19 protein-coding genes are annotated in these 21,692 nt (G+C 71.4%); 9 read left to right on the top strand and 10 right to left on the bottom strand.

Going from position 1 to position 21,692, the window contains the following annotated elements:
- Positions 1-9 precede the first annotated feature (9 nt).
- A complete protein-coding gene (locus tag HKK72_RS12975; RefSeq protein WP_222720640.1) occupies positions 10-780 on the bottom strand; it encodes a hypothetical protein in 771 nt (256 codons plus the stop codon).
- A 147-nt stretch (positions 781-927) separates the two neighbouring features.
- Positions 928-3,492, bottom strand: a complete 2,565-nt coding sequence (gene valS / locus HKK72_RS12970; protein WP_187234576.1) for a valine--tRNA ligase — start codon at positions 3,490-3,492, stop codon at positions 928-930.
- 337 nt (positions 3,493-3,829) lie between these two features.
- Between valS and HKK72_RS12965 the strand changes: the two genes are divergently transcribed.
- Positions 3,830-4,114: a DUF4235 domain-containing protein gene (locus HKK72_RS12965; RefSeq protein ID WP_187234575.1), complete on the top strand. Its 285-nt coding sequence runs from the start codon at positions 3,830-3,832 to the stop codon at positions 4,112-4,114.
- Between the two features lie 51 nt (positions 4,115-4,165).
- Here the strand turns inward: HKK72_RS12965 and HKK72_RS12960 are convergent, their stop codons facing one another.
- Together HKK72_RS12960 and HKK72_RS12955 are read right to left on the bottom strand one after the other, a co-directional pair.
- Positions 4,166-4,978 (bottom strand): hypothetical protein, encoded by an 813-nt coding sequence (locus HKK72_RS12960; RefSeq protein WP_187234574.1) that lies wholly within the window; start codon positions 4,976-4,978, stop codon positions 4,166-4,168.
- 14 nt (positions 4,979-4,992) lie between these two features.
- Positions 4,993-5,289 carry a DUF4193 domain-containing protein gene (locus HKK72_RS12955; protein WP_103937232.1) on the bottom strand — a complete coding sequence of 99 codons (297 nt, stop codon included), beginning with the start codon at positions 5,287-5,289 and terminating at the stop codon, positions 4,993-4,995.
- A 427-nt stretch (positions 5,290-5,716) separates the two neighbouring features.
- On the opposite strand from HKK72_RS12955, the gene HKK72_RS12950 reads away from it, so the two are divergent.
- Positions 5,717-7,360: a serine/threonine-protein kinase gene (locus HKK72_RS12950; RefSeq protein ID WP_187234573.1), complete on the top strand. Its 1,644-nt coding sequence runs from the start codon at positions 5,717-5,719 to the stop codon at positions 7,358-7,360.
- A gap of 122 nt (positions 7,361-7,482) precedes the next feature.
- On the opposite strand, the gene HKK72_RS12945 is transcribed toward HKK72_RS12950, so the two are convergent.
- Both HKK72_RS12945 and HKK72_RS12940 read right to left on the bottom strand, forming a co-directional pair.
- On the bottom strand, positions 7,483-8,736 hold the full coding sequence (locus HKK72_RS12945; protein WP_410050298.1) for a sensor histidine kinase: 1,254 nt from the start codon (positions 8,734-8,736) through the stop codon (positions 7,483-7,485).
- 20 nt (positions 8,737-8,756) lie between these two features.
- Positions 8,757-9,410: a response regulator transcription factor gene (locus HKK72_RS12940; RefSeq protein WP_187234571.1), complete on the bottom strand. Its 654-nt coding sequence runs from the start codon at positions 9,408-9,410 to the stop codon at positions 8,757-8,759.
- A 275-nt stretch (positions 9,411-9,685) separates the two neighbouring features.
- Here HKK72_RS12940 and HKK72_RS12935 point away from each other — a divergent pair, with 275 nt between their 5' ends.
- The gene (locus tag HKK72_RS12935; RefSeq protein WP_187234570.1) at positions 9,686-9,856 is read left to right on the top strand and encodes a hypothetical protein; all 171 of its coding nucleotides are present in this window, start codon (positions 9,686-9,688) and stop codon (positions 9,854-9,856) included.
- Positions 9,857-9,951: 95 nt separating this feature from the next.
- On the opposite strand, the gene HKK72_RS12930 is transcribed toward HKK72_RS12935, so the two are convergent.
- Both HKK72_RS12930 and HKK72_RS12925 read right to left on the bottom strand, forming a co-directional pair.
- Complete coding sequence (locus HKK72_RS12930; protein ID WP_187234569.1) at positions 9,952-11,274, bottom strand: D-arabinono-1,4-lactone oxidase; 1,323 nt, start codon at positions 11,272-11,274, stop codon at positions 9,952-9,954.
- 59 nt (positions 11,275-11,333) lie between these two features.
- Positions 11,334-12,542, bottom strand: coding sequence for an MFS transporter (locus HKK72_RS12925; protein WP_222720639.1), 1,209 nt, complete (start codon positions 12,540-12,542; stop codon positions 11,334-11,336).
- A gap of 92 nt (positions 12,543-12,634) precedes the next feature.
- On the opposite strand from HKK72_RS12925, the gene HKK72_RS12920 reads away from it, so the two are divergent.
- From HKK72_RS12920 to sepH, 4 genes are all read left to right on the top strand, one after another.
- Positions 12,635-13,843, top strand: coding sequence for a lytic transglycosylase domain-containing protein (locus HKK72_RS12920; RefSeq protein WP_315987215.1), 1,209 nt, complete (start codon positions 12,635-12,637; stop codon positions 13,841-13,843).
- Between the two features lie 99 nt (positions 13,844-13,942).
- Positions 13,943-14,860 (top strand): ferrochelatase, encoded by a 918-nt coding sequence (locus HKK72_RS12915; RefSeq protein WP_187234568.1) that lies wholly within the window; start codon positions 13,943-13,945, stop codon positions 14,858-14,860.
- 79 nt (positions 14,861-14,939) lie between these two features.
- Positions 14,940-15,770 (top strand): inositol monophosphatase family protein, encoded by an 831-nt coding sequence (locus HKK72_RS12910; protein WP_187234567.1) that lies wholly within the window; start codon positions 14,940-14,942, stop codon positions 15,768-15,770.
- Between the two features lie 380 nt (positions 15,771-16,150).
- Positions 16,151-17,617, top strand: coding sequence for a septation protein SepH (gene sepH / locus HKK72_RS12905; protein WP_187234566.1), 1,467 nt, complete (start codon positions 16,151-16,153; stop codon positions 17,615-17,617).
- Positions 17,618-17,640: 23 nt separating this feature from the next.
- Here sepH and HKK72_RS12900 read toward each other — a convergent pair whose 3' ends face one another.
- Together HKK72_RS12900 and HKK72_RS12895 are read right to left on the bottom strand one after the other, a co-directional pair.
- Positions 17,641-19,083: a PH domain-containing protein gene (locus HKK72_RS12900; RefSeq protein WP_187234565.1), complete on the bottom strand. Its 1,443-nt coding sequence runs from the start codon at positions 19,081-19,083 to the stop codon at positions 17,641-17,643.
- Positions 19,080-19,601, bottom strand: a complete 522-nt coding sequence (locus HKK72_RS12895; RefSeq protein WP_315987214.1) for a PH domain-containing protein — start codon at positions 19,599-19,601, stop codon at positions 19,080-19,082. Before HKK72_RS12895 ends, HKK72_RS12900 begins: the two co-directional genes overlap by 4 nt.
- A gap of 249 nt (positions 19,602-19,850) precedes the next feature.
- Between HKK72_RS12895 and HKK72_RS12890 the strand changes: the two genes are divergently transcribed.
- Both HKK72_RS12890 and HKK72_RS12885 read left to right on the top strand, forming a co-directional pair.
- Entirely contained in the window at positions 19,851-20,831 is a 981-nt protein-coding gene (locus HKK72_RS12890) for an ATP-binding cassette domain-containing protein (protein WP_187234564.1), read from the top strand.
- Complete coding sequence (locus HKK72_RS12885) at positions 20,828-21,646, top strand: ABC transporter permease (RefSeq protein ID WP_261986767.1); 819 nt, start codon at positions 20,828-20,830, stop codon at positions 21,644-21,646. Before HKK72_RS12890 ends, HKK72_RS12885 begins: the two co-directional genes overlap by 4 nt.
- The last annotated feature ends 46 nt before the right edge of the window (positions 21,647-21,692 follow it).

The raw sequence follows: 21,692 nt of genomic DNA, 5'->3' as shown, positions 1-21,692 counted from the left end.
CCTGCGCCGTCACCCCTTGCGTACACCGGTGACCGCGAACCGCTCAACCTCCGCGACATGGCCGCCCGTGGTCACCACGATGGTGAGGACGGGGTCGTGGGCGCCCTGGAACGGCACCTTCGCCGACCATCGCCCCGGAGTGCCGCCGGCGGGCACGCAGCAGAACACACCGATCGCCGACCCCGACGATCTCTGGTGGACCGCCACCCGCAGGCTCTCGTCCACGCCGGTGATCGAGCCCCCCACGGCGATGGGCGAGGTCACCGTGGCGCCATAGGCGGGGATGGTGAGCGACAGCTCCTTGTCGTCGGTGCCGACGACCTCCCACGGCGCGTCAGCGCCGACGCCGAGCCGGACCAGATGGATCACCGCTGCCGTTCCGGTGCCCTCAGGGCCGCGATAACCGACGCCGACGCGGGCGTCACCACCGGCGACCGCACGGCGGGTCACGCGGTCGATCCCCTTGAGCCCGAGGAAGCGCGTGAACGCGAGCGCGGTGTCCTCGGCGCTCAGGTGCCACGGCTGGTGACCACCGGCGCGGTAGGTCCCCTGCCAGGCCCTCGCCTCGTCCGCGGAGCCGAAGGGCCACAACGGCTGATGGCCCCCGAGCCCGTACGAAGTCCCGGCCGTCAGGGACGGCGCGGCCGACGGGGCCGACGGGGCCGGTGATCGGACGACGGCGGTGCCCGTCGCCGCCGACGGCGAGGCGACCGCGCCCGCCGGGCTGGCGCTACGCGCGCAGGCCGAGACGGCCAGGGCGGCCAGCGCGAGCACGACCACGATCGGCGCTCCGCACCTGCGGCGGGCAGCGCATGGACCCGCGCCACTGGTCCGCGGTCGTTGCATCGCTCCTCGCCCACCCTCCGGACACGCGCATCCCACGCTGCGGTCCTACCCGATGCGGGGGCGCGTGGAACTCGGCGGCGGTCATTGCTCCGCCAGCGTGACGCCGACCGTGAGGTCCCCCTCGGCGGCATCGTCGAGGGTCAGGTCGCCGATACGGCCGGCTGCGCGCAGGTCCGACTCGGCGAGAGCCGCCTTCGGCGCGGCCGCTCCGCGCACGACCGCATGCGAGACCTCGGCCCGCATCGAGACCTTGGCCTCCGACTTGGCCCTGCGGACCTGCTGGAGCACCTGCGCGGCGGCCGCCAGCACCTCCGGGTCGCCGCCGCCGGGCAGTTCCGCGCGGGTCGGCCAGGGCGCGGTGTGCACCGATCCCTCCTGCCACCAGGACCACACCTCCTCGGTGACGAACGGCAGGAACGGCGCGAACAACCGCAGGACCGCCGACAGGGCCAGCCGCAGCGCCGCCCGCGCGGAATCGGCGTCGGGGCCGCCCCCTGCCGGGCCGTCCTGACCTCCGTAGGCCCGGGTCTTGACCAGTTCCAGGTAGTCGTCGCACAGATCCCAGAAGAACCGCTCGGTCCGCTCGAGGGCCCTGGTGTGGTCGTAGGCCTCGAAGGCCGCCGTCGCCTCGTCGACCACCTCGGCCAGCGTGGCCAGCATGGCCAGGTCCACGGGCGCTGTCGGGGTACCGGATCGCGTGGGCTCGCCCAGGCCGAGCACGAACTTGGCGGCGTTGAGGATCTTGATGGCCAGACGGCGGCCGATCTTGAGCTGCCCGGTGTCGAAGGCCGTGTCGGTGCCGAGACGCCCGCTGGCCGCCCAGTAACGGAAGCCGTCGGTGCCGTACTCCCGGAGCAGGCCCATCGGGGTCACGACGTTGCCCTTGGACTTCGACATCTTCTTGCGATCCGGGTCGAGGATCCAGCCGGACATGGCGGTACGGGCCCACGGCAGGGAGCCGTGCTCCTGGTGCGACCGCACGACGGTCGAGAACAGCCAGGTCCGGATGATGTCGTGCGCCTGCGGCCGCAGGTCGTAGGGGAACACCCGGCCGAACAGATCCGGATCGCGCTCCCAGCGACCGGCGATCTGCGGGGTCAGCGACGAGGTCGCCCAGGTGTCCATCACGTCGGGATCGCCGACGAAGCCTCCGGGCTTGCCGCGCTGGTCCTCGGTGAGGCCGGGAGGGACGTCGGACGACGGGTCGACCGGGAGCACGGACTCGTCCGGCACGATCGGCCGGTCGTAGACGGGCTCGCCGTCGGCGTCGAGGTGGTACCAGACCGGGATGGGGATGCCGAAGAACCGCTGCCGGGAGATCAGCCAGTCCCCCGCCAGCCCCTCGACCCAGTTCTCGTACCTCGCGCGCATGAAGGCCGGGTGCCAGGTCAGCTCACCCCCCCGGGCGAGCAGCCGCTCGCGCAGGCCGGCGTCCCTGCCGCCGTTGCGGATGTACCACTGCCGGGACGTGATGATCTCCAGGGGCTTGGTGCCCCGCTCGTAGAACTTGACCGGCCGGACGGTCGGGCGTGGATCTCCGTCCAGGTCGCCGGACTCGCGCAGCAGTTCGACGATCCGCTCCCTGGCCGAGTGCGCCGTCCGGCCCGCGATCTCGGCGAAGGCCGCTCGCCCGGCCGCCGAGTCGACTCCCGGGGGCGGGGCCGCCGCGAGACGCCCGCCGGTGTCGATGACCGCGCGGGTCGGCAGATCGAGCTCCCGCCACCAGATCACGTCGGTGAGATCGCCGAACGTGCAGATCATCGCGATTCCCGAGCCCTTGTCGGGCTCGGCGAGACGGTGCGCCACGACCGGCACCTCGACCCCGAACAGCGGGGTGCGGACGGTCTGCCCGAACAGCGGCCGGTACCGCTCATCGCCCGGATGCGCGACGAGGGCGACGCAGGCCGGGATCAGCTCAGGCCGGGTCGTCTCGATGTGGACAGGCCCCGCCGGCCCCTGGAAGGCGATGCGGTGGAAGGCGCCCGGCTGGTCCCGGTCCTCCAGCTCCGCCTGTGCCACGGCGGTACGGAAGGTGACGTCCCACAGGGTCGGCGCCTCCGCGACATAGGCCTCGCCGCGCGCCAGGTTGCGCAGGAACGCCCGCTGCGAGGTCGCGCGGGACTCGTCGCCGATCGTGGTGTAGAGGAGCCCCCAGTCCACGGAGAGGCCGACCCGGCGCCAGACCTCTTCGAACGCCTCCTCGTCGATGTCGGTGAGCCGGCGGCACAGCTCGACGAAGTTCCTGCGGCTCACCGGGATCTGCCGCTTGGGGTCGGGGCGCTCGGGCGGCTCGAACGAGGGATCGTAGGGCAGCGAGGGGTCGCAACGGACCCCGAAGTAGTTCTGCGCGCGGCGCTCGGTGGGCAGGCCGTTGTCGTCCCACCCCATCGGGTAGAAGACGGCCATGCCCCGCATCCGCCGGTACCGCGCCACGGTGTCGGTCTGGGTGTAGGAGAACACGTGCCCGACGTGCAGCGAGCCGCTCACGGTGGGCGGCGGCGTGTCGATGGAGTACACCCGCTCCCGCGGCGCGGTGCGGTCGAAGCGGTAGGTGCCGACCTCGTCCCAGACGCGTACCCACTTGTCCTCCAGGCCGTCGAGCGAGGGCTTCTGGGGAATGGATGGAGTACGCGACTGTTCGGTCATGCGTCAATGGTATTGACGGCGCGGTGTCGGCGTGCTCATTAAAACGGCGGCGGCTCCGATCCGGCCCACGGACTCCGTGGCGCCTCACGTGCGGCTCACGTGCGGCTCAGGGGCCTCAGGCGGCGCCTCGGGTGGCGGCTCGCGTGGCGGCCGGGCGGCTCGCGTGGCGGCGGCTCACGGCGTGAGCGGCGATCGGGGCGTTTCGATACGGTCGTCCTCTGAGCGTGCGTCCCCGCCCTAGGGCGGTGGGCGGAGGCGGGACGGCGAAGGCACGTGCGGGCCGATTGTGCGGGCCGGCTGTCGCGGGCCGATTGTGCGGACGGACTGGAGGATGACGATGGCGGACAAGGGTGAGATCGGCTGGCGGGTCATGGCCGGCGCCGCGGCCCTCGCGAGCGGCTGGGCGGCCCGCAGGGTCATCACCGCGGGGTGGAAGAAGACCACCGGCAAGGAGCCTCCGACCAACCCGGAGTCGCCCGAGGTGGGGCTCGGCGAAGCGCTCGGCTGGGCAGTCGTCATGGGCGTGGGGATGGAGGTCTCCCGGTTGCTGGCCACGCGGGCGGCCGCCAAGCGCTGGCAGCGCGGCACCGGCGAACTTCCGGCGATCTTCCGCGACGCCTGACCGGTGACGGGGCCATCCGGCCGGCTGATCCGGCGGCGGGCCGGCCGGCGGTCAGTCGGCCGGCCCGAGCCGAGGCCGGTCGACCGGGCCGACGGGCGCGGACGGGCCGACGTGGCGGCGCAGATCCTTGCGGACGGACTCGGCGAGTCGTCTGGTGAAGGCCCGGTTGAGCGCTCCCCCGGCGACCGCGCCGGTGAGAAAGGGGCCGAGGGTCGTGAGATGACGGCCGAGTATGCGGAGCAGGCGCTTGCGGAGCGCCTGCTTCGCGGCCGTCCCGAGCGCCACCGTCATGGTGCCGCCCGCCATCGGGTTGATGCCCCGCTGCTTGGCCCATGCGGTGAGGAAGACCGCGGCCCGGGCCGAACCGCCGCCGGGCACCTGCACGCCGTACACCTCGTGCAGTTCGGCGATCAACTTGACCTCGATCGCCGAGACCACGAGCGTCTCGGCGACCAGCTGCGCGGGGACGGAGAGCAGCAAGGGGGGTGCCACGAACTCCACCGCCGCCAGCGCCCCGCCGGCCGCGCCCACTGCGGTCGTGCCGTTCGTCGCCATGCGAACGAGGTCGTCGGCCAGCAGTTCACCGAGATGACCGTCGTGATGCCGCCGCAGTGTCTCCAGATCCCGCACCGGAATACGAGGCGCGACGTAGGCGAACACGTCGCCCAGCCACCGGCCGCCCGCGATCCCGGTCACGCCGGCGCGGCGGGCGCTGGCGCTGAGCAGCCGCGCGAGCCGCCCGAGCAGGCGGCCGCGCGTCTCCTTGTCCATGTCCTCGTCAGAGGACAACCGGCCGATCAGCTCGCCTATCTCGGCGTCGATCTCGGGATCCGGAGCGCCTTGGGGCTCGACAACACCTGACACGGGACCCTCCCTGCTCAGGCAGCGCATTCGCGGCAGATGGGCTGCCCCTTACGCTCCTCGGCGAGCTGGCTGCGGTGGTGAACCAGGAAGCAACGCGAGCAGGTGAACTCGTCGGCCTGCCTCGGCACCACCCGGAAGGTGAGCTCCTCGTTCGACAGGTCCGCGCCGGGCAGCTCAGCGACCTCACCGGCGTCCAGGTCCTCGTCGATGATGCTCGCCGCCTTGTCGGCACGACGCGCCTGAAGCTCCTGCAGGCTGTCCTCGCTGAGGTCGTCGTCCGTCTTACGCGGGCTGTCGTAGTCGGTAGCCATTTTCTATCTCCATCCCCCTCGGTCGTTTATGCGCCCCGTCGCGCGGATCTAACGCTCGGGATGCCCTTCTTGTGCCCGATCCGGGCGGGAATTTTTGTCACGGGTCGTGACCCACAACACACAAGGCGCGACTGGCCACACGAGTGACACCAATCACCGCGCCCAACCCACCTCATGTGTCGCATGTCACACACCCAACTCGATAAAAGCGGAGTTGATCATGCCTGTCCGCTTCGAACACCCTGTCCCTGGGGTGCCGCAGCGGCGGGATCATACCCTCCCCAGAGCCAGGCTGCCCGCACGACGTCCAGCTCGGAACCAAATGCGGGAACGGTGAACCCACTACTTCCCTGAAACGTCTGATGTAACGCGATAATGTGCCCGCCGACGGGGTGGGTACACACTGCGGGTTGCTGGAGGGGTCACATTGCCGGATGCCGCTCCCCTGGAGCCGGGCGATCCGGCGTCGCTGGGGCAATATGAGGTAGTCGGACGGCTCGGTGCGGGCGGTCAGGGCGCGGTCTACCTTGGGCAGACGCCGGGGAACGAGTACGTCGCCATCAAGTTGCTGCACGCGCAGATGTCCGCCGATCCGGCGGCACGGGCGCGGTTCATCCGGGAGGTGTCGGCGGCACAGCGGGTCGCGCCGTTCTGCACCGCCCGGGTCCTCGAGTCAGACGTGCACGGCGATCAGCCGTACATCGTCAGCGAGTTCATCGACGGACCGTCGCTGCACGACGTGGTCGTACAGCAGAGGCCGTTCGGCCCGCAGGACCTCGATCGGCTGGCCATCGGCACGGTGACCGCGCTCGCCGCGATCCACGAGGCCGGCATCGTGCACCGGGACTTCAAGCCCAACAACGTGCTGCTCGCCGCCGACGGACCGCGCGTGGTCGACTTCGGCATCGCCCGGACGGTCAACTCCCAGGAGAGCGCCGTCACCGCCACCGGGATGGTGGTCGGCACGCCGGGCTATCTCGCGCCCGAGCAGCTGACCGGGGCACCGCTCATGCCGTCCGTCGACATCTTCGCCTGGGCGGCGACCATGGTCTTCGCCGCCACCGGGCAGTCGCCGTTCGAGGCCGACACGCTGCCGGTGATCATCAACCGGATCCTGCACGACGACCCCGACCTGTCCGCGCTGCACAGTCCGCTGCGGGAGGTGGTGGGGCGCTGCCTGTCCAAGGACCCGGCACGGCGACCCGCCTCGCACCAGCTGCTCCTGCAGTTGCTCGGAAACGCCGGGGCGGCGCCCGGCCCGGCACCCGCCCGTGAGGAGCTGCTCGACCAGGGCACCCGGATCGCGGCGCAGATGCCGGCTCCGCCGCCCATCGCGCCGGGGCCGCCGCCACCGCCGATCACTCCGAACCCGCCCATGTCCATGCCGGGGCCCATGACCCCGCCGCCCATGCCGATGTACCAGGGCCCGGTCACCCCACCGCCGATCGCGATGCACCAGGGGCCGATGAACCGCCCCCCGATGGCGCCGCGACCGCCCATGCAGCCGCCGTATCCGCCACCGGCGCCGCGCGGCTCCAACTCCAACGGCCCGCTGATCGCGGGCGTCGGATGCGTCGTGGTGGCACTGGTGGTGATCCTGCTCGTCGCCCTGGGCGTGGCCATGAACAACGACGACGCGGACCCGGAGACGAGCTACACCCCGTACTCCTACCGGCCTTACAGCTACACGCCCTACAGCTACACGCCGTTCAGCCTCACGCCCTTCTCCAGCCGCCTGCTGCACTCCAACTTCGGCGGTACGTGGAAGGGCAACGGCTACCAGAGCCAGGGCGGGACCAGCAGCTGGGACATCACGCTCACGCTGACGTCGGGCAACCTGACCGGGCGGATCGAGTACGACAACGGCAAGTGCTCGGGCATCACGCTGGTGGACTCGTCGAGCCCCTCGAAGACCGTGCTCAGGGACACGATCACGCGCAACGCCGGGAACTGCTACACGAGCGGCTACGTGACGCTGTACTACTCCACGAGCACCAGCGTCAGGTTCGAGTGGCGCAGGTACAGCGCCGCCGGCACGCCGTGGGCCAGCGGGCTCCTGCGGAAGCAGTGATCACGCGCACACAGTGATCGCTTGCCCTGTGATCACGCGGACAGTGATCACAGGGCAAGCGGTCACAGGGCGTGGTCACCGGGCCAGTGGTCACAGGGCCCGGTGGTCACAGGGCCCGGTGGTCACAGTGCGAGGGGCACGCGGGCGGTGACGACGAGGCCGCCGCCCGGCCGGGGCGTCGCGTAGACGGTGCCCCGGTGCGCGCGGACGACCGACCGTACGATCGACAGGCCGAGCCCGGCGCCCTTGGCCGACTCGATCCGGTCGGTGTAGAGGCGGCGGAACGGCTCGAACAGCCGCTCGACCTCGTAGGCCGGCACGACCGGCCCGGTGTTCTCGACCTGGCAGGCGGCGAATCCGTCGAGCACGCCGGTCCGTACGAAGACCTCGCCGTCCTCGACATTGTGCTTGATCGCGTTGTCGACCAGGTTGGAGACCAGGTGCTCCAGCAGCACCGGATCGCCCATAGCCCGGCCCGCCGTGAGCTCGGGGTGCACGGTCACCTCGGGCCCGTCGCTGCGCTTGCCGGTCGTCTCGAGCACTCTGGCCGCCACCTCGGCCAGGTCGACGGGCGACCAGGTCGTCAGCTCCCGTTCGCTGCGGGCCAGTAGCAGCAGGCCCTCGATCAGCCGCTCGTGCCGGGCATTGGTGGCGAGCAGGGTACGGCCCACCGCCTTGAGGTCGTCGGAGGCCTCCGGATCACCGAGGGCCACCTCCAGCAGCGTCCGGTTGATGGCGAGCGGCGTGCGGAGCTCGTGGGAGGCGTTGGCGACGAACCGGCGCTGGGAGTCGAAGGCCTGGCCGAGGCGTTCGAGCATCGCGTCGAACGTGTCGGCCAGTTCCTTGATCTCATCCTCCGGCCCCTCCAGGGCGATCCGCTCGTGCAGCGTGCTCTCCGACAGCTGGCGTGCCGTCGTGGTCATCTTCTGCAGTGGCGCGAGCGCCCGGTCGGCGACGAAGTATCCGAGTACCAGTGCGATGATCCCGACCCCGGCCAGTGCCAGCAGCGACCGGCCGATCAGTTGCCGCATCGTCTGCTCGATGAACTGCTGGCGCAGGCGTTCCAGCTGCTCGCTCGTCGCGAGGCCGTACACCCCGACGTCGATGTTGCTGAGGATGTCGGCGACCAGCAGGTAGGTCACGACGAGCAGCAGGCCTCCCGCGAGGAAGAACAGCAGCCCGTACAGCAGGGTCAGCCGGAGCCGGACGCTCACCCGGCCGGGCAGCGCGTGCAGATCGGCGAGGAACGAGCCCCGGGTGCGGCCCGGGCCCGGGCCGGGTCCCGGCACGGCCTGGCGGCCGGGGGCGGGCGGCGCCTCCGGCCCGGTTCCACCGGAGGTCGGGCCGGCCTCGTCCCCGGCCTCGGGGGCCGGCATGCTCATCGCCCGCTCCCGGTTCACAGGCGGTACCCCACTCCGGACACGGTTTCGATCACCGGAGGGTCGCCCAGCTTCTTGCGCAACGTCATCATCGTGACCCGGACGACGTTGGTGAACGGGTCGATGTGCTCGTCCCACGCCTTCTCCAGCAACTGCTCGGAGCTGACCACGGCGCCCTCGGCGCGCATGAGCACCTCGAGCACCGCGAACTCCTTGCGGGTGAGCTCGACCGGCCGCCCGTCGCGGTGCACCTCGCGGCGGGCCGGGTCGAGCTCGACCCCGGACCGCTCCAGCACGGGGGGCAGCGGGGTCGCGGCCCGACGGCCCAGCGCCCGCACCCGGGCCACCAGCTCGGCGAACGCGAACGGCTTGGCCAGGTAGTCGTCGGCGCCGATGGACAGGCCCTCGACCCTGTCGTTCAGCTCACCGGCCGCGGTGAGCATCAGGATCCGGGCCGGATAGCGCTCGGCCACCAGCTGCTTGCACACGTCGTCACCGTGCACCTTCGGCAGGTCACGGTCCAGGACTATCACGTCGTACTCGTTGACACTGGTCCGCTCCAGCGCGCCGCCGCCGTCGTAGGCGACATCTACGGCGAGTGCCTCGCGGCGCAGACCGGTCGCGATCGCGTCGGCGAGCACCCGCTCGTCTTCGACGACTAGAACTCGCACCGGATCTCCCCTCCCCCGAATTCCTCGGCACCGGCGCGCTGGACCGGCGCTCTCCGTTATGCCAGGAGGCCCGTAAGTCCTCCGTAAGCGGCCGCCCTACCCGCTTTCCCCCTGAAAGCATCCTTTACCGGTTCTTTACCTTCCCTCTGCTGTATCTCCCCCATCTCGGGCGATTTCAGGCGATTCTCAGCCGATTCTCATCCGGATCGGGGCGTGCTCCAGGTTTACCATCGGTTAGGACATGGGTAGGGAGCGCTGAACCAGGAAGGACGGCCATGGGCGAGCTATCTCATATGATCGAAAAGCGGTTGAACGACGCCTACGAGTCGTTGCGCACCGCCCACGCCGACGGCGATGTGTCCCTCGTCGACGCACGACAGGCCGAGATCGAGGATCTCTACCGCATCGCCGCGGACAACGGAATCCAGCCGCCTCGCTGCGACTGAGCCCGCGTAGGCCCGGCGGCGGCCGGGCGAACCCCCGTCTCATCATGCACTTCCGCCGTGAGCATGATCATGCGATCCGAAGCCGCGTTCATTCGCTAGGCGCCGAAAACCTGGGTCAGGTAGCGGTTGGCGAACCGGCGGTCCGGGTCGAGCTCGTTACGCAGCCTGACGAAGTCGTCGAACCGCGGGTAGACGCTCCGCAGGTAGGCGGCGTCGCGAGTGTGCAGTTTGCCCCAGTGCGGGCGGCCGCCGACGGCGGTCATCAGCTCCTCCACCGCCTGGAAGTACTGCGCGTGCGGCAGCGCGTGGTAGATGTGAACGGCGATGAACGCGGTGGGCCGGTCATAGGCCATCGACAGCCAGGCGTCCTCGGGCGGCAGCAGCCGTACCTCGATCGGGAAGCCGATCCGCCAGTCCTTCCCGGCGAGCAGCTCGCGCAGCGACCGTAGCGCCGAGCCCAGCTGCTCACGTGGGATGGCGTACTCCTGCTCCTTGAAGCGGACCCGCCGGGGACTGGTGAAGACCTTGTACGACAGGTCCGTGTAGGTACGGGCGCTGAGCGCCTTGGTGGAGATCTCGTTGACCGCGGGAACGACGGCGGGCACCCTGCGGCCGAGACGGTTGACGCCGCCGAAGACCACATTGGACAGCAGCTCGTCGTCCAGCCAGCGCCGCCAGGTCGGCAGCGGCCCCACCTCGCGGGCGGCCGGCCCGGCGACGCGGTTGTTCCGCTTGGTCAGGCAGCCCTCGGTGTGCGGGAACCAGTAGAACTCGAAATGCTCGTTGTCGGCCGCCAGCTCGTCGAGCCGCTCCAGCACCTCGTCCCACCGCATCGGCTCCTCCCGCGCGCGCAGCAGGAACGCCGGAACCGTCCGCCAGGTGATCGCCGTGACCACGCCGAGGGCGCCGAGGCCGGCCCTGGCGGCGTCGAACAGATCGGGCCGCCGGTCCCGGGAACAGGTCACGACGCTGCCGTCGGCGAGCACGAGTTCCAGCTCGGCGATCTGGGAGACCAGCCCCGCGGCGTCGCGCCCCGTGCCGTGCGTGCCCGTCTGCGCGGCGCCCGCGACGGTCTGCTCCTGGATGTCGCCCATGTTCGCGAGCGCCATCCGGTGCTCGGCCAGTACCCGGTTGAAGTCACGGAGCGGCAGGCCCGCCTCCACGGTGACGAGCCCGCCGACGGTGTCGATCGAGCGCACCCTGGTGAGCCCGCCGGGCCGGAGCTGCACGCCGTCGGTGAGGGCGGCGCCGGTGAAGGAGTGGCCGGTGCCGACCATCCGCACGGTGAGGCCGTCCTCGGCCGCCGTGCGCACCGCGGCGGCCACGTCCTCGGTCGACCGGGGCACCAGTACGCGCCGGGGCGTGGCCCGCTGATTACCAGCCCAGTTTCGCCAGCTTCCGCCACCTACGCGCGACATGTCAGCACTGTACTGGGGAGTAGCTCAGATTCGGCGAAGAATATTCACGTTCGAGATATTCACGTTCGCCGGCGTCGGTCCGGCCGGAACGCCCAGCCGACGCCCGCCGCCAAGAGCCCCGCCCCGGCGGAGAACAGGAAGGCGGCGCCCGAGCCGCTCGCGTCGATGAGCCGCCCCGCGATCGACGCGCCCGCCGCGACGCCGATGCCGATCGCCGTGGACATCCAGGTCAGGCCCTCGGTGAGCCGGTGCTCGGGGACCAGCGACTCGACCAGGCCGTACGCCGGGATGATCGTGGGCGAGATGGCCAGCCCGGAGAAGAAGATCAACGCCATCATGACGTACAGATTGGTGATCAGGACGACGGGGATCAGGCCGGCCACCAGCAGCGCCAGCCCGATCCGGAACCGCAGATGGAGCGGCATCGTCCAGCTCCGGGCCCCGTACCAGAGCGCCGCCACCGCGCTGCCGAGGGCGAGCAGGCCGAGCAGCGGGCCGGCCAGCCTCGGGTGCCCCGCCTCGTCGGCGAAGGCCAGCGCGCCCACCTCGATCGAGGCGAACACCATCCCGAGCAGCAGGAACACCGCGGAGACCGCCGGCACGCCGGGAACGGCGATCGCGCTGCCCCTCTCCCCGGCTCGGTGCGGCCGCGGGGGTGGCTCGGTGCGGCGCTGCACCGCCAGCGCGAGGCAGCCGGCGAGTGTCAGCAGTGAGGCGACGACCACGCCGGCCGCGGGGCTCACGCCGGTCGCCAGCAGAGTGACGATCATCGGGCCGGCGACGAAGATCATCTCGTCCACCACCGACTCGAACGAGAACGCCGCGTGCAGACGCGCGGCCGTCGATCCGCCGGCGCGCAGGACGTGCGACCACCGGGCCCGGACCATCGCGCCGAGCGACGGCGAGGTCAGCCCGCTCGCCGCGGCGGCGGGGAACAGCGTCCAGGTCGGTGCGTCTAGCTGGGCGAAGAGGACGAGCACCGTCATGCTCACGCAGTTGGCGAGGACGAGCGGAGGCAGCACCCGGCTCTGCCCGTACCGGTCGGTGAGCCGCCCGGCGACCGGCGAGCCGATGGCGTACGCGAGCGCGAAGCTCGCCGACACCGCTCCGGCGATACCGTACGAACCGGTGACCGCGGACACGAGAAGGACGATGCCTATGCCCACCATGGACATCGACATGCGCCCGACGAGGGCCGCAGCGACGAAGATCCGGGCGCCGGGAACGGCGAACAGCTCCCGGTACGGATTGACCACGCTTCCCCCCATTTGATGCACTTTGCCGTGATCACGCTATCTGGCCCGAACGACCGATTCGGCCTGGTAATCGGCACCCTGTAGCGAGACCGTTGGAGATGGTCGTGACCCGTTCGACGCGATCCCCGGATACGTCCATGGTCGGCCGCGGGACGGCGCGCACCATCATCGGCCTCGCGCTGACGTGCGCGTTGACGCTGACCGGAGGCGTGGTGGCGGCGCTGACGGGTGACCGGCCGCCCTCCGAGCGGAATCGCTCCGGGACCGTTGCGCCGGGCCCGGCGGGCGCTGAAGGCCCGGCCGGCCGGGGAGGCCCGGAGACGACCGCCGGCGACTCCCCGAGCGGCGTGACGAACATCTCCGAGGGGCAGGTGGCCGCGTTCAAGCGCGCGGTCCCCCCGGATCTGCTGGCCGTGGCGACCACGTCGATAGACCCCGCCAAGGCCCGCGCGATCGGGAGACTCCGGCAGGTCCGGGAGGTGATCGTCGTCGGCGGCGGCGCCGTGCGGCTGCAGGGTAACAAGATCAACGCTTTTGCCGTCGAGCCGTCCGGCTTCCGATCCTGGACCCCGCCCGGCACCGCCAGGCGGCAGGACCTGTGGGCGGCGCTCGCGGCGGACCGGTTCGTCGTCTCAGAGTCGGCGGCCCGCACGCTCCGGCTCCAGGACGGCACGGACTATCCGATCGCCGCGAAGACGGTCCCGCAGATCACGATGGGCGGCTCCGGCGCGCTGGGCCTGCCCGGGGTCGACATGCTGGTCGGTCGCGAGACCGGGCACCGCATCGGCCTGGTGCCCGACCTCGCGGTCATGGTCAACGCCCCGGGCGCCGACCTCGGTGCGCTGTCCCGGCGCCTTCGCGGGATCCTCGGCGGCGGCGTACAGGTGCTCAACCTGCACGAGAGCCGCTACCAGGTCTCCGGTCGCGGCGGGCGGCCCGGCGGCTACCTGGACCTTTACCGCCAGGCAGCCACGGGCTGCTCCGGGCTGTCGTGGACCGTCCTCGCCGCGATCGGGCAGATCGAGAGCGCCCACGGCCGCAACGCGGGCCGGTCCAGCGCCGGGGCGCTCGGGCCGATGCAGTTCATGCCGGCCACGTGGCGGGCCTACGGCGTGGACGGCGACGGCGACCGAAGGGCCGACATCATGAACCCCTACGACGCCGTGCCGTCGGCCGCGAAGTACCTGTGCGCCAACGGGGCGGGCCGCGGCGGCCAATCCCTCTACAAGGCGGTGTTCGCCTACAACCACGCCCACTGGTACGTGCGCGACGTGCTCGAACTGGCGAAGGCCTACGCCCGGCAGTACTCCTGACGCCGCCGTGGCATCCGGGTGAGGTGGGTCGTCCCGGCGGTTCGAAACGCCGGCTCCGGGCTCTGCGGCACCACCGTGGGGCCCTGGTTGGATGGAGGAATGACCGCCTACGACGCGCTACTGCTCGTCTCCTTCGGAGGGCCGGAGGGGCCCGACCAGGTGATGCCCTTCCTCGAGAACGTCACCCGCGGCCGGAACATCCCGCGGGAACGGCTCGAGGGCGTCGCCGAGCACTACCACCTGTTCGGCGGGGTGAGCCCGATCAACCAGCAGTGCCGCGAGCTCAAGGCCTCGATCGAGGCCGACTTCGCCTGCCACGGGGTGCGGCTGCCCGTGTACTGGGGGAACCGCAACTGGGATCCCTACCTCGCCGACACGGTGCGGCGGATGAAGGCCGACGGGATCCGCCGGGCCGCCGCGTTCGTGACGTCGGCCTACAGCGGGTACTCCTGCTCCGACCAGTACGTCGAGGACATCGAACGGGCCCGGACGCAGGTCGGCGACGCGCCTGAGATCGACAAGCTCCCCGTCTATTGCCACCGGCCGGAGTTCGTGGAACCGTTCGTCGAGAGCGCCCGGAGCGCTCTGGAGCGGGTCCCCACCGGCGCCCACCTCGTCTTCACCGCGCACAGCGTGCCGATCGCCCAGCCCGGCCGCGAGGACTACGTCGCCGAACTGCGGCAGGTGGCCGCGGCCGTGCGCGAGCGGGTCGCGCCCGGCGCGCCCTCGGCGCTGGTCTACCAGAGCCGCAGCGGCCCGCCCGCCCAGCCGTGGCTGGAGCCGGACATCTGCGATCACCTGGAGAAACTGCAAGGTGAGGGCGCACCCGGCGTGGTCGTCGTGCCGATCGGATTCGTCTCCGATCACATGGAGGTCAAGTTCGACCTCGACGTCGAGGCGGCCGAGCGCGCCGCCGAGCTGGGGCTGCCGTTCGAGCGCGTGGCCACGCCGGGCGTCCATCCACGCTTCGTGACGCTCCCCCGCCGGCTGCTCGAGGCCGCCTCGGACGCCGGGTGATCCCCGTTCACCGTCCGCCCGTAAGGTGATCGGTGCGGCACGGTGATCGGTGCGGCGGAACGAACGGGGGATCGTGATCATGGATTTTGACCTGCTCTGCGAGCTGGCGGTCGCGACGGCCCGCGAGGCCGGGGCGATGCTGGCCGGCGAGCGGTCGGCCCGCGGGCCGGACGTCGTGCAGACCAAGTCCAGCCCGACCGACATCGTCACCCAGATGGACCAGGCCGCCGAGCGGCTGATCCTCGATCGGATCCGGGCCGTGCGACCGGACGACGGCTTCCTCGGCGAGGAGGGCGGCGCGCACGAGGGCAGCACCGGGGTCCGCTGGGTGATCGATCCCATCGACGGCACGGTCAACTACCTGTACGACCTTCCCGACTGGGCGGTCAGCATCGCCGCCCAGATCGACGGCGAGACGGTGGCGGGGGCGATCGACATCCCACGCCGAGGCGAGACCTACACCGCCGTACGAGGACAGGGCGCCCGGCTGCACACCGTCACGACGGCCGGCCCGTCGCGCACACCGGAAACGCGGACGCCGCGGGTCAGCACCGGCGTCCCGCTGAACGCGGCGCTCGTCGGCACCGGCTTCGGCTACGCCGCCGAGCGACGCGCCCACCAGGCCCGGGTGCTCACCGGCGTGCTCCCCCGGGTCCGTGACATCCGGCGCTCGGGATCCTGCTGTGTGGACCTCTGCTCGCTTGCCGCCGGGCGGCTCGACGCCTACTACGAACGCGGCGTACAGGAATGGGACATCGCCGCCGGGACGCTCATCGTCGAGGAGGCGGGCGGCCGCGTCGGCGGACTCCACGGGGCGCCCCCGGGCCCCGACCTGACGATCGCCGCGGCTCCGGAGCTCTTCGAAGCACTCCACGACCTCCTCGCGCCCCTCGACCCCGCCCGGGATTGACTGACGTACTCCCAGCAGACGCACCGAACCGAAGCGCCGCGCTGACCCACCGTGAGCGGCACGGTGTGGAAAAGGATCCACAAGAATCGGGCAGGCTGGCCCCACCGGCTCCCTGGGAACGGCAAGCTGTCCAGGAAACGGGCCGTTCCCGGAGCCAGGCGGGCTCCGAGAGCGGCGATGTTCGGACATGCCGGGTACGGTGCTGGAAGCAGGCGTGTTCGGCAGAGACACTCGAGAAACCGGGGGAAGGGCACGCATGCGCCCTGGACGAGGGTGGAACGACCCTGACCGCCGCGAACACCGCCAAGGCGGGTTCGCGGAGGCGAGGGACCGTTCGGCACTCTCCAGTGCCGTCGTAGGACAGGGCAGGAAGGACACGCATGCAGGAGCTGCGCCTCGTCGCGGTCAGCGAGGACGGTTCGTACCTCGTTCTTGCCACTGCGGGGCGAGGCACCCGGTTCACCCTGCCCGTCGACGACAGGCTCCGTGCCGCAGTTCGTGGGCATTTCTCCCGCCTCGGCCAGTTCGAGATCGAAGTGGAGAGTCCCTTGCGCCCCAAGGAGATCCAGGCACGCATCCGCGCCGGCGAGACGGCGGACGAGATCGCCGAATCCGCGGGCATCCCGGTTGAACGCGTCCGCTGGTTCGAGGGACCGGTGCTGCAGGAACGCGAATACATGGCGCAGCAGGCCCAGCGGGTCGCGGTGCGCCGTCCGGGCGAGTCGACGTCCGGCCCGCCGCTCGGCGAGATGGTCGAGGAACGCCTCAGCCGGCGCGGCATAGACCTCGAAGACGTCGAGTGGGACTCGTGGAAGTGCGAGGACAGCACCTGGCGGGTGCGCCTGTCGTTCTTCGACGACGGCCGCCCGTACACCGCCGAGTGGGGCTTCGACCCGCGGCGGCGGCATGTGTCGCCGCACGACGAGGAGGCCGCCCAGCTCTCCTCGCTGCTCCTCGAGGAGCCGGTCGCCGACACCGTCACGCCGCTCATGCCGCGCCGGCCCGCGATGAAGGTCGTCTCGGATCCCCTCGGCGTCCCGCCTGAGACTCGGCACGACCGCGTCCGCCGCGAGTACATCGTCGAGCGCGGCCGGATGGTCACCCAGCCCGAGCCGGTGGCGGCGCCGGAGCAGACCGGGCCCTCGAGGCCGGACCGTCACGAGTTCGCCGAGGCGGGTCTCGACGACGACGACGCCGCACCCCCGGAGCGGATGGAGCCGGTGCCGGAGCGTCCCGCCCCGGAGCGCCCCGCGCCGTCGGTGGCCGAGGAGCCAGAGGCCCCGGCCCCCTCGTACGGCGACTCGGCACCGAAGCAGGACGACCCCGAACCGGAGGTGTCCGAGGCCCCGGCCGAGCCCGCGGCCGTACCGCAGCCCGAGTTCACCGAGCCGAAGGCGCCCGCACCGCGGCCCGCGGCACGCCGCGAGCCCGAGCCCGCCCGCGATGCGCCCGCACCGCGGCCGAGGAAGAAGGCGGCGGAGCCGCGCAAGGACGCCGCGCGGTCGCACGAGGAGACCGCCGAGCCCCGTACGGCTGAGCCCCGCACGGCCGCGGCCCGCTCGGACGACCCTCGGGCCGGCGATGCGGCCGAGGCGGGCAAGGATCGCGCGCCCAAGCCCGCGCCCAAGCCCGCAACCAGGCCCGAGCGGCCACGTCGGCACGAGCCGGCCGAGCGAGCATCCGAGCAGGTCGCCGCCGCGCAGGTCAAGGAGCCGGCCGCGGTGGCGGGCGACAAGGCGCCCGCGTCCAACCCGCCGCCCCGGCCACGCCGCAAGTCGGCCCGGGGCAAGCGCGCATCGGTCCCGTCCTGGGACGAGATCATGTTCGGCGCGCGCCGCCCCGACTGAAGGGCGGCGGGCCCGAATTCGGATCAGCGTCGCTCGACGAACGGCACGACCCACTCCGGGGTGATCCGGTGGGCGAAGGCGATGGCGTCCGCGTCGGCCATGTCGACCACCGGTACGCCTCCGTCACCTGCCCCGAGCGCGACGACCAGGGTGGCCAGGCCGAGCCGCCGCTGCAGAAGGGTCTGCCGGAGCCGCCAGCCGACCACGGCGCGGTGTTCTACGACCGACTGCCGGCGGCGGAGCGAACCCGATCGCACCGACAGCCGTACGCCGTCGCTGGCATGTCCGAGCTGCCGGTAGCGGTCCAGCCCGATGGGCACCGCGAGCACCGAGATCACCGCGCACGCGCACGCCACCCACGGCTGCCCGGCGAGCAGCGCGATGGCCGCCACCGTCAGCGGCGGCGCCATGGCCCGTAGCACCCGGCGCGTCCGGGCCGCAGGCGGGTGCGCGGTCAGCGGCGACGGGACCTCGCCGAGCAGGCGGGCCGTGACGCCCCGGGCCACCGCGCGTGGCGAGACGGGCAGTAGCTGCCCGCGGTGGGCGTCGTCACCGAGCCCGGTGACGAGGGCGCGCAGCCGCACCACTCCGGCGATCCGCTCGAGCGGGTTGTCGCGCAGCTCCGCCCCGCGGATGCGACGGCGTTCCAGCGACACGCTGCGGCGCGTGATCAGACCGCGCTCGACGACCACAGCGCCGTCCCGGGCGCGCAGGGTGAAGTTCCAGTTGAACAGGGCGAACGCGATGATCGAGATGGCCGGCGTGGCGAGCACGAACAGCGCCGCCACGGCGATGCCGAAGCCGAGCGGCAGGCCCAGTACCCCGTCTCCGACGTGCTCCAGCCGCGTCCGCGTGATGAGGCCGAAGTCGTCGCCGAGGTTGTACAGGGTGCCGAGCACGCTCCCGGCGACGGCGAACGGGGTGAGCAGATAGGCGCCGCTGAGCGGGGCGTAGAGGTACCACCGCGGCCGGGCCTGCGCGTACACGACGTCCTCGATCGGCGCGTCCGGGTGCGTGGGCCCGGTCGCCGAAGGCGCGAGCAGTGTCCGGCGGAGCCGCTCGGCCTCTCGGCGGGAGACGGCGTTGAGCGTGCCCTCGTCGCCGCCGTCGCCACCCGCGGCGGCGTCGATGCGCACGACGGCGAGTTTGAGCAGCCGATGGCTGAGGGTGGCGCTGATGTCGACGCCGCGGATCCGCTCGATCGGGATGTTCTTCACCGACCGGCCCACCAGGGCACGGCGCAGTTCGATGCGGTCGTCGTACACGGCGTAGGTGAACGTGAACCACTTGACCAGGTGGTGGGTCAGGCTCACGCCGAGCCCGATGAGGGTGAAGTGGACGCCCGTGGCGAGGCCGCCGACCGCCAGCCCGGCGGCTCCCGCGCCGAGCAGCGCCATGAGCTCGCGTACGGCGCCGACCACGAACGTCAGCGGATGGAGGTGCCGCGGTCGTGACACAGCGGTCATGTGGCATCGTCGCGCAGATCGTGAGCCCGCCCGGCGAGCTCTTCCGCGAGCCTGACGGCGATCTGGACGGGCAGACCGGCCACCTTGGACGAACCCTCGTGAGAGGCCGTGCTGATCTTTATGGTGGCGAGCCCGAGGATCCGCTCGATCCAGCCCTGTTCGGTGTCGACGGTCTGTATGCGGCTGACCGGCACCAGCAGCCAGTGCCGGTTGAACCAGCCCGCGCGGGTGTAGATCACGTCGGAGCTGACCTCCCAGCGGTGCACCCGGTAACGCCAGACCGGTGCGACGAGGGCGGAGACCACGCCGAGCGCCGCGACCAGCGGCGGCAGCCACCAGATCCGGGCCACGAGGGCGGGCGGGAAGCCCACCCAGCGGGACGCGTCGATCCACGCGGCCGCACCCACGGCCAGCCCGAACGCGATCGCCCACCCGAGGAGGTACTCCAGCCCCCACTGCACCATCGCCCGTGGTGACACGCGGTTGTCCGGAGGCCGCAACCTCATCGCCGACGTCACGCTCAGGAGTCTAGGTCGCGCCCGGCGCACGCCGAGTGCGCTCCGGGTCGTGTCACGGCCCCGGGGGGCCGGCAGGAGGCCGTCATGGTTCTGTCAGACCCTCGTGCGACGCTGTCAGCGGCTTGCCAGCCGCTTGACAGCGGCATGGAAAAAACTGATCGCGCGACCGAACAGACGCCAGCTATTTTGACGGGGCGCAGCGTCAAAGCGAGAGATATCCGGCGTCGACATCCGAGGAGAGAGACGGACATGACCTACGCGATCCAGGCCCAGGGCCTGGTGAAGCGCTTCGGTGAGACACGGGCACTCGACGGCGTCGACCTCACCGTGCGCACCGGGACGGTCCTCGGTCTGCTCGGTCCCAACGGGGCCGGCAAGACGACCGCGGTCCGGGTGCTCGCGACCCTGATCCGCCCCAACGAGGGCACCGCCCAGGTGGGCGGCTACGACGTGGTGGCCGACGCGCACCGGGTACGGCAGCAGATCGGCCTGACCGGTCAGTACGCCGGTGTCGACGAGATGCTCACCGGCACCGAGAACCTCGTCCTCATCGGCCGGCTGCTCGGCATGCCGCGCCGTGAGGCCAAGAGCCGGGCGGCGGAGCTGCTCGAGCGATTCGACCTGTGGGACGCCCGCGAGCGGGCGGCCAAGACCTACTCCGGCGGCATGCGGCGGCGGCTCGACCTCGCCGCCAGCCTGGTCGGCCGGCCGCAGATCCTCTTTCTCGACGAGCCGACGACCGGCCTCGACCCGCGCAGCCGCGGGGGCCTGTGGGACATCGTCCGCGGGCTGGTGGAGGACGGTGTCACCGTGCTCCTCACCACCCAGTATCTGGAAGAGGCCGACCAGCTCGCCGACGACATCGTGGTGATCGACCACGGCCGGGTCATCGCCAAGGGCACCCCGGACGAGCTCAAGACCCAGGCCGGCGGTCAGGTGATCGAGGTACGGCCGGTGACCGAGGCCGACCACGTGACGGTGACCAGGGTCGTCTCCGAACTCGTTGGCAGCATCCCCCAGGTCGTCGACGGCCTGGTGCGGGCTCCGATCACGGATCCGACCGTGATGCCCGCCGTCGTGCGGCGGCTCGACGACGCCGGCGTCGCGATCGCCGAGCTGTCACTGCGCAAGTCCAGCCTGAACGAGGTGTTCTTCGCCCTGACCGGCCACGGTGCCGACGAGATCGAGGACAGTCCCGAGGCGCTCGTCAAGGAAGGAACACCGGCATGACCGCCATGACCACCACCGCACCGGCGGCGGTCTCGCTGGACAAGCGGATCTCCCCCGTCACGACCGTGCGGAACATCCTGACCCTCACCTGGCGCGGGCTGGTGCAGATCCGGCACAACCCGATGGAGCTGCTGGATCTCAGCATCCAGCCGATCATGTTCGTGCTGCTCTTCGCCTACGTCTTCGGGCCGCCGATGGCCGGGAGCGTGGAGGCCTACCTCCCCATCGTGATCCCGGGCATCATCGCGCAGAACGCGCTCTTCGCGACGATGTCCACCGGCTTCGGGTTGAACGTCGACATCACCAAGGGGGTCTTCGACCGGTTCCGCAGCCTGCCGATCGCCCGCACATCGCCCCTGGCCGGCCGGATCCTCGCCGACACGGTGAAGCAGGCCTGGTCCATGTTCGTCCTGCTCGGCATGGGCATCCTGATCGGCTTCCGGATCGAGACCAACGCCTTCGCCGTAATGGCGGCGTTCTTCCTGCTGCTGGCGTTCGCGCTTCTGGTCTCATGGGCGTCGGTGTTCATCGGGCTGTCGGTCCGTGAGCCCGAGAAGGTACAGATCTTCGGCTTCACGATCATCTTCCCGCTGAGCTTCCTCAGCACCGCCTTCATCAAGTTGAGCCCGGGCACGCCCGACTGGCTGGCCTTCGTGATGCGCAACAACCCGGTGACCCAGCTGGTGGAGGCGACCAGGGGTCTGCTGCTCGGCGGGCCGGTCGCGGCACACGCGACCATCGCGCTGGCCTGGGGGGCGGCGATGGCCGCGCTCTTCATCCCGCTGTCCATCTGGCAGTTCCGCCGCCGCGTCTGATCCGCCGGTACGTCCGAACGCGCGTCTCGCGTCAGCGCGAGCCGCG

Source organism: Actinomadura sp. HBU206391 (assembly GCF_014323665.1).
GTDB lineage: Bacteria > Actinomycetota > Actinomycetes > Streptosporangiales > Streptosporangiaceae > Actinomadura_C.
This window is presented reverse-complemented; position numbering and strand designations above follow the sequence as displayed.

What these genes read in the sequence shown, in the direction of transcription:
- valS (WP_187234576.1), bottom strand. Translation starts at nt 3,492, where the DNA reads ATGACCGAACAGTCGCGTACTCCATCCATTCCCCAGAAGCCCTCGCTC.
- HKK72_RS12965 (WP_187234575.1), top strand. Translation starts at nt 3,830, where the DNA reads ATGGCGGACAAGGGTGAGATCGGCTGGCGGGTCATGGCCGGCGCCGCG.
- HKK72_RS12955 (WP_103937232.1), bottom strand. Translation starts at nt 5,289, where the DNA reads ATGGCTACCGACTACGACAGCCCGCGTAAGACGGACGACGACCTCAGC.
- HKK72_RS12945 (WP_410050298.1), bottom strand. Translation starts at nt 8,736, where the DNA reads ATGCCGGCCCCCGAGGCCGGGGACGAGGCCGGCCCGACCTCCGGTGGA.
- HKK72_RS12935 (WP_187234570.1), top strand. Translation starts at nt 9,686, where the DNA reads ATGGGCGAGCTATCTCATATGATCGAAAAGCGGTTGAACGACGCCTAC.
- HKK72_RS12930 (WP_187234569.1), bottom strand. Translation starts at nt 11,274, where the DNA reads ATGTCGCGCGTAGGTGGCGGAAGCTGGCGAAACTGGGCTGGTAATCAG.
- HKK72_RS12925 (WP_222720639.1), bottom strand. Translation starts at nt 12,542, where the DNA reads ATGGGGGGAAGCGTGGTCAATCCGTACCGGGAGCTGTTCGCCGTTCCC.
- HKK72_RS12915 (WP_187234568.1), top strand. Translation starts at nt 13,943, where the DNA reads ATGACCGCCTACGACGCGCTACTGCTCGTCTCCTTCGGAGGGCCGGAG.
- HKK72_RS12910 (WP_187234567.1), top strand. Translation starts at nt 14,940, where the DNA reads ATGGATTTTGACCTGCTCTGCGAGCTGGCGGTCGCGACGGCCCGCGAG.
- sepH (WP_187234566.1), top strand. Translation starts at nt 16,151, where the DNA reads ATGCAGGAGCTGCGCCTCGTCGCGGTCAGCGAGGACGGTTCGTACCTC.
- HKK72_RS12900 (WP_187234565.1), bottom strand. Translation starts at nt 19,083, where the DNA reads ATGACCGCTGTGTCACGACCGCGGCACCTCCATCCGCTGACGTTCGTG.
- HKK72_RS12890 (WP_187234564.1), top strand. Translation starts at nt 19,851, where the DNA reads ATGACCTACGCGATCCAGGCCCAGGGCCTGGTGAAGCGCTTCGGTGAG.
- HKK72_RS12885 (WP_261986767.1), top strand. Translation starts at nt 20,828, where the DNA reads ATGACCGCCATGACCACCACCGCACCGGCGGCGGTCTCGCTGGACAAG.